The following is a 14,261-nucleotide window of genomic DNA, read 5'->3' on the forward strand; positions in this document are numbered from 1 at the left end:
AACCTTTTTTCATTGGCGAATTTTCTGTAAATAATTAATTCTCAGACCAAGAGAAGTTCTTGACTTTATGGACAAAGATGATATAGTCATAAAGTGAGCGTAAACGTTTACCTATACTATTTCAGAATATCCTCATGATGAATCACGCAACAAGAAATAGTCGGATTTACTGAGTATTTTTTATTTCCATTCTATATGTAAACGTATACTCAAACTTTTGTTCAACTATCAGCATAAAGCTGTTCTTTGCTTTCTCAAAAGCAAAACTGTTGAACTTTGGTATTTAATTTCCAAGTAAACGTTTACCTATATTTGGAATAAGCATGGAACTGTTTTCTCGCTCTCAACACTGAAATTTAGGAGAGACCAATTGAAAACAGTGTGCAACCGTTTACATAAGGGTGGTTGTACAAAATGCTTGACATCTTGTAAGTGAAATTATTTTTAGGAGGAGTGAGAACGTGGTTAGAAAAATGAATAAAGGAAAAACGAATAAAGTGTTGAGCCTTATTCTAGCAATTCTGATGATATTTACATCAGTTCAATTCACCATGGGCACAAAGGCTGAGGCCGCCGCCCCCGATAGCTTTGACACGGCGACAGGTACGTTGACATTAAATGGTACTTTTGTCGCAGGTGTGTTAAAGACTCAAATTGACAACCTTTTTAACACTCTAACACCTAAGCCTGCATATTCCGACATTAAAGTCTTAATTATCACGGCAGGCGTCGTCGGTGTTGGGAAATCAGCTGATGGCAATGACACAACGGCACCGGGAATCATTCCAAGTTTGACAGGTCTTGTGGATTTTCAACTTATTGGTACTGCAACAACTCAAAGTGGTCAAAATGTCAACACGAAGAATACCACACCAACTAACCTTTTTACCTCAGTCAACAACAATTTAAAATCTGTTAAGCTTGATAACGTAACGACGTTAAGCTCAAGTACTTTCACAGGTATTGCCAGCTTAACAACATTAGTCATTCCTAAAGTTACATCCCTGAGTCCCTCAGCGTATCCGAATTGTCCCAATCTTACATCTATTACATCAGGCGTCGTGGTAGCACCACCTCCAACTGGCGATGCTGTCATCACATTTGATGGTACGAACAACAGTAAGGCTCTTCTGGATCTTTTGGCCGAAGCTGGATATGACTCCACGGATCCCGCTAAGGCTGCTCTTCTGAAGACACTTGTAATAAAATCAAGCAGCGGCGCAAAGAAAGTGTTTGCAAATAGCGACTTTAACCCTACTACGGGTAAATCTTTCAGCAATTATAAGAACCTTACTTCGTTCACAATAGAAAAACCCATTGATCCTACTTTCCTAACATGGAGCGGCAACAAATTACCGAATAACGCCTTTAAAGGGCTTACAAGCCTAAAGACAGTGAAAATAGGCATTGATACTTCCTACATCGGTTCATCCGCGTTTCAGGGTGATATCTTACTTGAAACAGCCGAGTTTGGCTTGACTCGCACGCTGGGTCCGCTAGCTTTTAGTGGCGATATCAGCCTTAAATCCATCACTTTTAATAAAACTTATCTTCCGATTGGGCTTGATGATCTTGTTGGTCCACCACCTGCACCGGGCGACTGGTTTTATGGGGTCGATACCGACCATCTCATCATTCGTGTGCCCACTGTTTCCGTAGACCTTTTTATTAACGATGGAGACTGGAGCGGTATTGGTGACAATGGTGTAATCGTGATGTCAAATGGCGACGATGCTGAGCAGGATGCTGGCAGCGGACCAGCCGCAACCCAAACAGTTACCATAAATACGTACTTTGCTCCTAAATCTCTGAAGAGTGCGATTGACAGCTCTAATTTTACGGGTACTAACTATGGAGATATCCGAGTTCTTACCATCAATGCCGGCGAATTAGACCCTACTGACTGTGCTTTTATTGCTTCCAACCTTACAAAGCTTGAAGAACTCTATGTCGTTGGCACAGCTAATTTCGTAGCTGCGACCATTCCCAAGAACGCATTTGAAGGTAATCGATATTTGAAAAAAGTCCAAGCGGATAACGTAACGACAATCGGAGTAAAAGCATTTAATCTATTTGAAAATTTAACTGAAGTCAACTTTCCAAATGTAACAACGATAAGTTCCCAAGCGTTCGCCCAAACAAAGGGTTCTAGTGCCAGCAAGCTTACGACGGCAAGATTTCCCAAAGTAAAAAAAATCGAACAAAGAGCTTTCTACTTTTGTATGAATTTGACGGATTTATACTTAGGAGACGTACCGCCTGAGCTTAATGTACCTGATGGCAAACAAGGCTTATGGTTCAATTTTGTGACACACATGACTATTCATGTGCCTAGTTTAGCTGTATACAATGAGTATATTAAGCTGGAAAATAGTGATCAAATTGACTGGAGCGCGATGACATTTGTTGCTGATAATGGTGACTCTTTACCCGTAATAACACCGGCGGCACCTTATATTGATGCAGATTATAACTTCCTCCGTGTGGATCAAACGGTGCCGTATTATAACGGTGACTATAAGTTAAGTCTCAATATGTACACCTTTAACTCGAATATCAACTCATTCTTGCAAGGTCGTACATCACCGACTCCAATGACAGCACTTGAGGCTATTCAATGGGCACATGATCATGGATTTGATGCTGTCGACGTCACTTGCTATTACATTCCAGGGTACAGCAATACGGCTATGCCTACAGAAGCTMAGATACCAGCAATCCTTGCCTATGCCAAACAAATTAAAGATCTGGCCAGCAGTTTGGGTATTGCGATAAGCGGGACGGGTATTCAAAATAACTTTGCGGACCCCAATCAAACGAGACGTGATTTGGATATTATGCGCATTAATTTTTGGACGCAGGTTGCGTCTGAAATGGGTGCGCCTGTGATCCGTGTGTTTTCTGGACCTCCTCCTGTTGACATTGCGCGCACAGGCTGGGCGACAATCACACATGATCGTATTGTGCCTGCCATTCAGCAAGTTGCCGATTATGCAGCAGCAAATTATCCAGATGTTCAAATTGGTGTTCAGAACCACGGCGATATGTTAGCAACGGCCAACCAGGTTCTACAGCTTGTGCAATGGATCAACAGATCTAATGTTGGCATTGTGAACGATACAGGGTACTACAGAGATTTTCTAAATGTCGACGCGTCACAATACGATTGGTATAAGGATATTTCACTTGTCCTTCCCTACTCCAACAACTTTCAGGTTAAGAAAAAGCCTGGTGGTGCCGAAACAACGGAGCTTATGGATTTGAATAAATTGTTCGGGGTCATCCGAAATAGTCCGTATCGTGGTTATATCCCAGTTGAACTATTATGGCTTCCCGGTGATGACGGCTATCCGAACGTTCTAAGTACACCACCTTACGATGAAACATCAAGGTTCCTTCAGTCGATGAAAACGGCTATGGCCGATACTAAGCATGCGCCTGTCCCTGATTTGAGCAATATTAGTTTGTCATCGGGCGCGTTGAACGAGACATTTGCTCGGGCAAAACAAAGCTATACACAAAATGTAGCCAACAATATTCTGAGCTTGACGCTTACCCCAACGGTAGTTGATGCAGAAGAGAGTGTCACAGTAAATGGAACGACCGTTATAAGTGGTCAGCCAAGTAAAGCTATCGCGCTGAACGTAGGGGAGAATATCATTACTGTGGTTGTGACAGCTCAGAATGGTACCCCGAAAACCTACACGGTTACAGTGACTCGTGCATCTGCACCTACAACGCCGCCTAGTAATGGCAATGGCGGAGGAGGAGATACAAGTGACACAGTAATCTCAACGGATGGTAATTTAACGCTACCAACAGGTAAAATCGGTGAGGTTAGTTTGGGTGATGGGATCAAAATCTCCATTCCTGCCGATGCCTCAGGTAAGGAACTGAAACTAACAATTGAAAAAGTGTTAGACACGCAAAAGCTTCTAACGGAGAAAGATGTTCTAGCCAGTCCAATCTATGAGATTTTGAAAAACTTCTCAGAGAACTTTAGCAAACCTGTAACGCTGAGCTTCGCTTTTGATCCAGCCAGCTTGAAGAGTAATAAAAAAGTGGCGGTATTCTACTACGACGAAGTGAAGAAGACATGGGTAGAAGTGGCCGGAAGTAAAGTGAACGGTAATCATGTTACGGTAGAGGTCAATCACTTTACCAAATATGCTGTATTCGCCATTGATCAAGCAGCGGAGAAACCAACTACAGATAACCCTTCGGATACGAAACCACCTATTCAATTAAGTGATATCGTTGGGCACTGGGCAGAGGTTAACATCAAGCAAGCAGTGAGCAAAGGAATCGTCAGTGGTTATCCAGACGGCACATTTAAGCCGAATCATACGGTGACACGTGCGGAATTTGCTGTGATGCTGATGAATACGTTGAAGCCGCAGGGAGAAGGAGTGGCGTTGAGTTTCACAGATACAGCGAAGATCGGAAGCTGGGCGCGAAAAGCTATTACGCAAGCTGTTCAAGCAGGTATTATTCATGGCTATGAGGACGGCAGCTTCCGTCCGGACGCGGAAATTACACGCGCAGAAGTGGCAACGATGCTCGCCAATGCTATGGGTCTGGCCGTTGATGCCGAATCGACAACCGACTTCACAGACGACAACGATGTTCCTGCGTGGTCCAAGGGTGCAGTAGCGGCGATGAAGAAACAAGGACTGATAGAAGGCAAAGGCGCTAACCAATTCGCTCCTACAGACTCAACAACGAGGGCTGAGGCTGTAACGGTCTTGCTCAGACTGGCCAACAAGAGCAACTAATCAAAATCAGTTGGAAGGCGGAAAAAAGGGTTACTCTGCGGCAGTCAAATAGACTGCCTGAAGAGTAACCTAAATTCTTTTAGGAATTTTAAATAGCAAATTCCAACAGTTTCTGTAAGTCAATTCAAATGATTCGCATTAGACAAAAAACGACAAAAAATACCTTGACAGCAATTGGGATATGGGATTAAGATATAATTCAGGAAACGCTTACAGTGATCAAGTAAACGTTTACCTTAAATAAGTAAACGTTTAACTAAAAAGAGGAGGTATTTTCATCAGAGAGATATTAAACATGAAATACACGATCACATTAGAAGTAATTAAGCCGAGTTTTCAAGTGAGCTTTGTCGTGTTAAACGCTAATAAACTAATCCATTAGGAGGAAGTAAAATGAAAAAACAACAGATCATTATCGGTGTTGCCGCAGTAGCCATTATCGGATTAGCAGTAGGTTGGCCGAAGATTTCACCTATGTTCAAGGGTGCGCAAGCCCAGTTCCCATCTAAAGATATTACTTTAATTGTTCCTTATGCTCCCGGGGGCGGAACGGATCTTACAACTAGAGCCGTAGCAAATGAAATGTCCAAAGCACTAGGTAAAAATATTAGCGTTGTCAATACACCAGGAGCCAGTGGTTCTGTAGGAACGATTAACGTCTGGAACGCTCCGCATGACGGTTATACCATTATGGGTAACGGCTTTATGTCATTTTCAAGCTATCCGGTTATGGGCTATACAGAGCAAACGTATCGCGATTGGAACATTTGGATTGCAGCCTTCTCTCCTAACATTATTGCTGTGAAGCCAGATTCTAAGTACCAGGATATCAATCAGTTGATTAAAGGTTTGAAAGACAATCCTGGGAACGTATCCATAGGAACAGCAGGTGTTGGTACAGGTGGGCATATCGCCAGTGAAGTACTTAAATCAAACCTTGGGTTCACATACAAGCATGTCCCTTATGCAGGAGGCAACCCTGCTATCGTAGCTACAATTTCTGGTGAAGTCGAAGTGGTGCCTCAATTGTCTATGGAAATGGTTGATATGATTCGTGGCAAAAAATTAAAAGGGCTTGCTGCTTTGACAGATAAACCACTTGCTATCGAAGGTGCTGATCCCATCCCTTCCATAACGCAAGTTGCACCAGAATTGAAATCCGTTGTCCCACTTGGTGAAGCGTTTGGTATTGGTGTACCGAAAGATACGCCGGCTGACGTAGTGAAGAAAATTGATGAAGCCTTCAAAAAAGCAGTGGAAAGTGATAGTGTCAAGAAGTTTGCTGCAGAAAAAGGTGTAGAGATCCTAGGTCTCAGTGGTGATAAGGCTCAGCAATATGTAGAGAAGCTCGCTTCGACTGTGGACTGGGCATTATATGATGGCGGAGTTGCCAAAATCTCTCCTGAGAAATTTAACATTAAAAAGCCAACAAAATAAATTTGATAGAAATAAGGTGAGCAACAGATGGAGAATAACTCAGGCACAACGGCAGGAACGCCTAAWCATCTGGATTTCATAACGTCAATCTGTTTGTTTCTAGTTTCGGTTTATATTGTAGTGGATAGCTGGATGATGATAAATTCGGTCGGAGGGCCAGTATACTCATCACCAGGACTGCTGCCGATTATTATTGGAAGCATGTTGATGCTGTGCACGATTGTGTTATTTATTAAAAGTGTGAAAAACGTGGGTTTTAGTGGCAACTTACGAGCGATAAGTGAATGGTTTGGACCATTTTTCAAGGATGCAGATGTACGTAGTATGTTTACAGGGATCCTTATTATTGCTGTGTATTGTTTTGTCTTAGTGCCGAGGTTGCCTTTTTTGTTGTCATCGGTGATCTTCATGGTGTTTCTGATGAAAGTATTAAATGCGGGATCGTATTTGAAAATCATTTTGACTGCGGTTTCCGTAAGCATTTCGTTATACGTACTTTTTGAAATATTATTTAAAGTTCCTTTATTCTAAGGAGAGAAGGCAAACAAAATGACACTGCATTATACACTTGAGGCTTTATACTCTCTGATGTCTCCTGTTAATTTAATTACACTCGTTCTATCTGTATTTTTTGGATTGATTGTGGGTGTACTACCGGGATTGACCTCAACGATGGCTATTGCTCTTTTGACTGGTTTAACGTATAGCGTTTCCGCGGAAACAGCTATTTTGTCCCTTGTAGGTGTGTATGTCGGCGCGATATCGGGTGGCGTTCAAACCGCCATCTTGCTGAATATACCGGGCACACCTGCTTCAGCGGCAACAGCGCTTGACGGTTATAAGATCGGACAGAGAGGTGAAGCTGGCTTAGGTATTTTCCTCGGGAATTTCTCCGCTTTCCTTGGGACACTATTCGGCGCTGTTTGCGTCTTGGTGCTAAGCCCCATGCTTTCGAAGATCTCCTTGAAGTTCGGTTCGTGGGAATTTTTCTTGCTGGGCTTGTTCGGAGTTATCATTTGCGGTAGTTTGACTTCTGGCGGAAATGCAATCAAAGGATGGATTGCCGGTGCGCTGGGTTTGTTCGTATCACAAATCGGGTTAGACGGTATAAATTCATACCCGCGTTTTTCATTCGGCAGCGTGGAACTGATGGCAGGGCTTTCATTGGTTCCCATCATGATTGGCTTGTTCGGATTCCCTGAAATTGTGAATTCCTTTAAGAAGCAGCAGATTAAGGTTCCTACGGAAGTCCTTGATCTGCGAGTCAAAAAGGGGTTAGGCATCATTAAGGGAAATACGCCAACGATATTTCGTTCGGGTGTGATCGGAGTTCTTATCGGGCTTGTCCCCGGAGTTGGCGAGGACGTGGCAGGCTGGTTATCGTACTGGGCGGCAAAAGTTCGCAGTAAAAAGAAAGAATTATTCGGCACAGGTTCTTATGAGGGCGTTATCGCTGCAGAAACAGGAATTAATTCCACCATCGGCGGCCATATTATTCCCTTATTGACCTTGGCCATTCCCGGAAGTACTTCTTCGGCCGTATTGCTTGCAGCTATGTGGCTTCATGGTTTAAGACCAGGACCATTAATGATGACCGAATCGCCAGGGTTTATATACTCCATGAGCTTGTACTTGACAGCAAGTGCCTTTGTTATGTTGTTCTTAGGACTCCTAATCTCCAGATATACGGTAAAGGTACTTCGAATTGATAAGCGCATCCTGATGCCAGTTATCTTTGTTATTTGTGCCGTAGGTTCGTATGTTATCGATAACAAGATTTCAAGTATTTATATCATGTTTATTTTCGGTATTATTGGGCTACTGATGTCCAAGATGAAATTTCCAGCTTCCCCGTTTTTGCTTGGGGTCGTTCTCGGACCTATGGTGGATACGAACTTAAGACGTGCAATGGTTCTGTCTGGTGGCAGTCTAGAGCCGTTGTTTACAAGACCTTTATGTTTAGTTTTAGTCATCTTCATTTTGCTTTTAGTTTTATCGCAGTTTAATGCATTTAATAAGGTAAAAGGAATGTTCACAAACAAGAAGGACATTGCAGCGAAATAATAGAGAGAGAATAGAGATTCTGCCCACTTCCTGGTCAGGAGACGGCAGAGTCGATTATTCTTCTAGGAGGAGTAGAGAGATGAGCAAAGAAAAGTATGGGTTTGCAATCATTGGAGCGGGCGTAATTGGGCATATTCATGCACAGCGATTGTTAGATGTTGATAAAGGGAAATTGGTTGTTATTTGTGATCTGAGCGAAGAAAAAGCCCGTGAGTTCGGTGAAAAATACGGCTGTGAGTGGTCCTGCAACTTAGATGAAGTGCTCGCTCGTCCTGATGTAGATATCGTAAATATTTGCTTGCCAAGCGGCATGCATGCAAAGTTTACTATCGCTGCTGCACGTGCAGGAAAACATATTATTACGGAGAAGCCAATCGATATTACGGCAGAGAATGCTTTGAAAATGATTAAAGAATGTCGTCAAGCGGGAGTTAAGTTAGCCGTTATTTCACAGCATCGTTTACAACCTTCAACCCAGCAAGTGAAGCAGGACATTGAGAGCGGTAGGTTTGGGAAATTAGTATTGGGATCTGTAGCGATCAACTGGTACCGTTCGCAAGAGTACTATGATAGTGGAGCTTGGCGTGGGACCTKGGCATTTGACGGGGGTGGGGCATTAATGAACCAAGGAGTTCACTCGATTGACGTCTTGCAGTATTTAATGGGGCCAGTCGAGAGCGTGTATGCGCATTGTGAAACATTGGGTCATGATCGAATCGAAGTTGAAGACGCTGCTGTAGCCACTCTACGTTTTCGCAACGGAGCTATTGGTACAATAGTAGCCACCACTTGCGCTTATCCGGGTCTAACAGCGCGTATTGAAATATTTGGAAAAGACGGAAGTGCCGTTATTGATGGCGATGAGCTTGTATTTAGAGTATTAAAGTCTGAAGTGGGAGAAGCGGATTCTCATGAGAAACCTGCCATTTCAATGATTAAAGGTGGAGTAACAACCGCTGGTGACCCTGGTGCAATTGAAGGAACAGGTCATATTAAACAAATGAATGACATGATTGCAGCGATTGAAGAAAACCGCGAGCCTGTCATTAATGGTGAAGAGGGGTATAAACCGCTGGAAATTATCTTGGCGATTTACGAGTCAGCTCGTACAGGTCAGTCGGTTACACTTTCAAACCAAGTTACCGTGTGTTAATAAAATGTTAAACTTCAAGTAAACGTTTACCTACTAAAAGACTAAGGCCGACAACACACTATGTATTGTAGTGAGTTATCGGCTATTTTTTAAAGCAACGATCCCAATGCCTCGATGATAAGATGACCTAGATGTGATTGCATTGCTCATTTTTACATTCAATAACTTTGATATTAAGGGGGGATTAACTTGAGAATGACCATTCGATTAAAGCTTATGTCAGGATTTCTAGCACTTTTATTTTTATTTCTAATTGCCATCACATGTAATATGTGGATTCAAGAAAGAGTAAATACCTTAACGAACGAAATCATGGGTAGCAAAAATGAACAATCTATTTTACAAAAAATTAATTATTTAGTCCGCACGACGAATGATGATGGTGGCAGGTATTTAATGAGTTCAACAAAGGAGAACAAAGAGAGATATAAGTCCTTAATGGATAAGGACATCGAAAACGTTTCTGAACAATTAAAGCTAATAATCAAAGGCCATTTCCATGATAACGAGCAGTTAAAATCAATTACAACCTTTGATAATGAATGGAATACATATATTCGAGGAATTGATGCTTCTTTCAGTGCTGTCCAAAGCAAGGGGGCCCAAGCGGCTCAATCTATGTATACAGAGGTTCCTTTTGATCCTGTAATAAACTCATTAATTACCTATAATGATGGCTTATCGGAATTAATTTTAACGCAAGATGCGGCTATTGTTACTTTCAAGTCTTTTGTCAGAAAATTCAATATTACCATAATCATTGTTACTTTTTTAATTGGGATAGGGCTTGCATTATTGATATCTGGAAAAATAGTTAAACCTGTTCTTCAAGTGAATAGGCAATTAAAGGAAATTGCTGAGGGAGGTGGAGATCTAACAAAGCAAATTATCGTGAAGTCCAAAGATGAGATCGGTGATTTAGCTCTTCATTTTAATCAAATGATCCATAATCTCCGGATGATGGTGCAACAGGTAGGTACTACTGCACATCAAATAGCTTACTCTTCTGAGCATTTAAACGCTTGTTCTCAACAAACAGGTCAAGCAACGGAACATATTGCTTTTAATATGCAGGAAATGGCTGTTAGATCTGAAAAGCAAGTACTAAGCTTGAGCGAAAGCGTAACAAGGATAACCAAAATGTCGGTGGGCATTCAGCAGATTGCTACCAACATTCAGGAAGTATCGAAAACGTCCACGGTATCATCTGCATTCGCACTCTCAGGTAATGAAGCTATACAATCGGTAGTCGATCAAATGAATTTTATTAAGCTATCCATTCATGGTTTAGCAGGAATCATTCATAATCTTGGAAAACAATTATCAGAAATTGATCAAATTGCCGTAGTGATTACGGATATAGCTTCACAAACCAATTTATTAGCACTTAATGCGGCAATTGAATCCGCGCGTGCTGGCGAACAAGGTAAGGGATTTGCGGTAGTCGCAAATGAGGTGAAAAAACTTTCGAAGCAATCAGACAGCTCGGCCAAAAAAATTACTGAACTTATTCACGATCTTCACATTGAAACGGATAAAGCGGTTTTATCTATGGAAAAGACGCTTATTGAGGTAAATGAAGGAACATCTGTTATTAATCAAGCAGGCGAATCTTTTGAGAAGATCCAACGATCAGTCAATGGTGTGTCAAGGCAAGTTGAGGGAGTTTCTACAGCCATTGAACAAGTGTCGGCTAGCGCACAAGAAGTAGTCAATTTGATAAACATCGTTTCACAGCAATCAGAAGAAACTGCATCAGGTACACAAAGCGTCTCAAGTGCATCTGAGGAACAGTTAGCCTCTATGGAAGAACTCTCATCTTCAGCAACGTATCTTGCTCAAATGGCGGAAGAACTACAAACGTTAGTAAGGAAATTTAAAGTGTAACTTTTTTGAAAGTAAGTGAGTCAAGTCGAAGACTTAAACTATTCGTATAGTGAGAATTCGGCTTTTTGCTCTGTATTTCTACGGGGAACAAAGGCATAACTTTATGGAGTATGAGGCCTTATGCTTATAATGTTGATAGGTGTATGTCCGAGCCATGACAATTTTCCGTTAACGTAAAGAATTGTGTGTATAGACCTTGACTTCAACTGGAAATATACCTAGAATTAGTCGAAAAGGGTTGTGTTTTTTTATTAATTCTAGGGAGAATTTTATATTAGAAAGTAAACGTTTACCTTATGTTGAGGAGGGGAAATGGTGGTTTTAATCGATAAACCGAAAAAAAAGAAATATGCAACACTTAACGATGTAGCCAAGTTGGCAGAAACTTCAATTGCCACTGTATCATATATTCTCAATGATTCCAATAAACGTTATGTAAGCTCAGAGTTAAAGGAACKGGTGATTCAAGCGGCTAAAGAGCTCAATTATATGAAGAGTGCCGTAGCTAGCAGCTTAAAAGGCAAAGAACGTGGCATACTTTCCGTTCTGATTCCGCAGTTCGATAATCCTTTCTTTACTCGAATCGTCGTTGTTATTGAGGAAGTAGCTCGAAGCAGAGGATACTTTGTTTCAATCAGTACAACTGTAGATGATATGGAGAGAGAACGGGAAATTATTAAAAAAATGATCGAACAGCGCGTGGATGGAATAATTATTAGCCCAACCATTCAAGGGACTGAAAATACGGATCATCTACGCAGCTTAGGTATACCATACGTTATTTTGGAGAGACCATTAATTGGCGTTGATCAATATGATTTTGTTGGTTGCGATAACTGGAACTGTGGTTATACCGCGGCAAAACATTTGATTGAAAATGGACATACCAATATCGGATTTATTGGATGGGACACGTTTATTAATGTCCAAGAGAGGAAATTGGGGTTTCTAGCTGCCATGAAAGAGCATGGTATTGAGGTCAAACCGAAGTGGATTCAATTAGGCGGTCTTGGTGCGGAGTGGGGTTACCGGTTAATGCCAAATCTGCTGGATTCTCAAGTAACCGCAGTTGTGTTCGGCCACCATACATTAGCTGAGGGGGGAGTTCAATTACTAAGAGAACGCGGGGTAGGAATACCTGATGATCTGTCTACCGTCATTATTGGTACCCCAAGTTGGACGCAGTTGAATGTACCTAAATTTACATGTATTGACCAGTCAGAACGACTCATTGGAGAAATGGCCGCTGACGTCTTGCTTAGTAATGTTTTAGAAGAAAACGAAAGTAAGCCTTGGCAAACACTAAAAATTGCTTGTGAACTTCTACCCGGAGAATCGGTAAAAAAAATAAATTAATAAGGAAAGCTCTTGGAAGACGAAGGCCACTGAAGAAGGGAGGCATTTTCTAACGCTAGATATTTGAAACGAAAAAAAACGGCACTTACTCCCTGTTTTTGGGAGCAGGTGCCGTTTTTTTACACAGTAATGCCCTGTTGGTTTATTAGTTTTTAGTCATTCAGTTTCAATATTCGCTTCAGATTCACTGCAAAAATCCCCATCGCTCCTTGAAGCTCCATCCCTCCAATCTTGTAGCGTTCTTTGGATTTCTCCTTGAAATGCTCACTTTCCTGAGATGCAATTTGCTCAGTATGCTCTTCGGATTAATACTTACCGAATACGATTTACTTTTCGCGTCTGCCTTGTAGCAGCCTTCTTGAAAAGGGCATCGCTTGCATTTCTCTACGTCAAAATAGTAGGTATCGGTTTGGTTTGTCCCAACACCTTTTTTTCCTTGCTGCGCTTTTCGGATTGCCATATGACCACATACTCAAATCCCACATGTAATCACCTTGGATAAAAATCCAGTATATCCACCAGCCATACAAGAATTAATAAATGAGGAATCCTTAACAAAAGAAACCTTGATTAGACAGACAAAGTATCTTAACAACATTGTGGAGCAAGATCACGGGTTTATAAAGAAAATCACAAAACCAATGCTTGGCTTCACATCGTTAGTGGGGTAACTGGCAGATTTTTGTGAATCTTTGCACCATAACCCAATGCGTTATATTGATGGTAAGGGCTGGCGCATCGATGAGCGGATTGAGATAATTCATTAAGTTAAATCTATCTAAATATAGTCATTATTTTTATCTAATAACTATTATCCTGAATTACGAAAGTCAGTTTTAGCTTGGAGTATCCTAAAAAGGGCAGATGAATGATGACTGACGGTTGGTCGGTTCGAAAAGATGGATTAAATATTTTTGAGTTGACAACGAGTATGAAAAAGGAGCTGGTCCATTTCGACGTGGGTGCAGTCTTTATCATTACTCGTTTTTTTCTTGATACGAAAGAAGGAACTTACCTTGCTTCGTGTACACAACCTCAAAAAATTCGACAATACGGGGGAAGATTTGGAAGATTTGATCTCCATCGGGACGATTGGACTGATCAAAGCTATCGAGTCCTTCTCCCCGAACAAAGGGACAAAACTGGCGACATTTGCGGCGCGTTGTATTGAGAACGAGATCCTGATGCATCTGCGCTCCTTGAAGAAAACACGGAAAGATGTATCCTTGCATGATCCGATCGGAACAGACAAAGAGGGGAATGAAATTACGCTGATTGACATTCTCGGCAGTGAAGCGGATGACGTGGTGGACGCGGTGCAGCTGAAGATTGAGAAGTCGAAGATATATAAAAATTTAGAGATTTTGGATGACCGTGAGAAGGAAGTCGTAGTMGGTCGGTTTGGGTTAGAGCTTGGCGGCGAGGAGCGGACGCAGCGGGAGATCGCCAAGGAGCTGGGGATTTCGCGTTCGTATGTGTCGCGGATCGAGAAGCGGGCGCTGATGAAGCTGTATCATGAATTTTATAAGGCGAAGCGGTAAAAGTATAGAATTCATTGGAATTATAATAGATTGGAATTGAATCGCATT

At 41.7% G+C, this 14,261-nt stretch carries 8 protein-coding genes and 2 pseudogenes; 9 read left to right on the top strand and 1 reads right to left on the bottom strand.

Going from position 1 to position 14,261, the window contains the following annotated elements; translation table 11 throughout:
- Positions 1-461 precede the first annotated feature (461 nt).
- The 7 genes from AC1DLM_RS18285 (at position 462) to AC1DLM_RS18315 (ending at position 12,672) form a co-directional block, all read left to right on the top strand.
- Positions 462-4,775, top strand: a complete 4,314-nt coding sequence (locus AC1DLM_RS18285; RefSeq protein WP_477570762.1) for an S-layer homology domain-containing protein — start codon at positions 462-464, stop codon at positions 4,773-4,775.
- A 393-nt stretch (positions 4,776-5,168) separates the two neighbouring features.
- The gene (locus AC1DLM_RS18290) at positions 5,169-6,212 is read left to right on the top strand and encodes a Bug family tripartite tricarboxylate transporter substrate binding protein (RefSeq protein ID WP_441989149.1); all 1,044 of its coding nucleotides are present in this window, start codon (positions 5,169-5,171) and stop codon (positions 6,210-6,212) included.
- Positions 6,213-6,239: 27 nt separating this feature from the next.
- Positions 6,240-6,743, top strand: a complete 504-nt coding sequence (locus tag AC1DLM_RS18295) for a tripartite tricarboxylate transporter TctB family protein (protein WP_477570763.1) — start codon at positions 6,240-6,242, stop codon at positions 6,741-6,743.
- A gap of 18 nt (positions 6,744-6,761) precedes the next feature.
- A complete protein-coding gene (locus AC1DLM_RS18300) occupies positions 6,762-8,276 on the top strand; it encodes a tripartite tricarboxylate transporter permease (RefSeq protein ID WP_441989151.1) in 1,515 nt (504 codons plus the stop codon).
- 79 nt (positions 8,277-8,355) lie between these two features.
- A complete protein-coding gene (locus AC1DLM_RS18305) occupies positions 8,356-9,429 on the top strand; it encodes a Gfo/Idh/MocA family protein (protein WP_477570764.1) in 1,074 nt (357 codons plus the stop codon).
- 195 nt (positions 9,430-9,624) lie between these two features.
- A complete protein-coding gene (locus AC1DLM_RS18310; RefSeq protein WP_477570780.1) occupies positions 9,625-11,316 on the top strand; it encodes a methyl-accepting chemotaxis protein in 1,692 nt (563 codons plus the stop codon).
- 312 nt (positions 11,317-11,628) lie between these two features.
- Entirely contained in the window at positions 11,629-12,672 is a 1,044-nt protein-coding gene (locus AC1DLM_RS18315; protein ID WP_477570765.1) for a LacI family DNA-binding transcriptional regulator, read from the top strand.
- A gap of 152 nt (positions 12,673-12,824) precedes the next feature.
- On the opposite strand, the pseudogene AC1DLM_RS18320 reads toward AC1DLM_RS18315, so the two are convergent.
- A pseudogene (locus AC1DLM_RS18320) lies at positions 12,825-13,138 on the bottom strand (IS5/IS1182 family transposase); the annotation flags it as partial.
- A 13-nt stretch (positions 13,139-13,151) separates the two neighbouring features.
- Between AC1DLM_RS18320 and AC1DLM_RS18325 the strand changes: the two are divergent.
- Both AC1DLM_RS18325 and sigK read left to right on the top strand, forming a co-directional pair.
- Positions 13,152-13,331: pseudogene (locus tag AC1DLM_RS18325) on the top strand (DDE-type integrase/transposase/recombinase); the annotation flags it as partial.
- A gap of 303 nt (positions 13,332-13,634) precedes the next feature.
- A complete protein-coding gene (gene sigK, locus AC1DLM_RS18330; protein ID WP_441989154.1) occupies positions 13,635-14,213 on the top strand; it encodes an RNA polymerase sporulation sigma factor SigK in 579 nt (192 codons plus the stop codon).
- The last annotated feature ends 48 nt before the right edge of the window (positions 14,214-14,261 follow it).

Source organism: Paenibacillus sp. 01T442, from assembly GCF_056398345.1.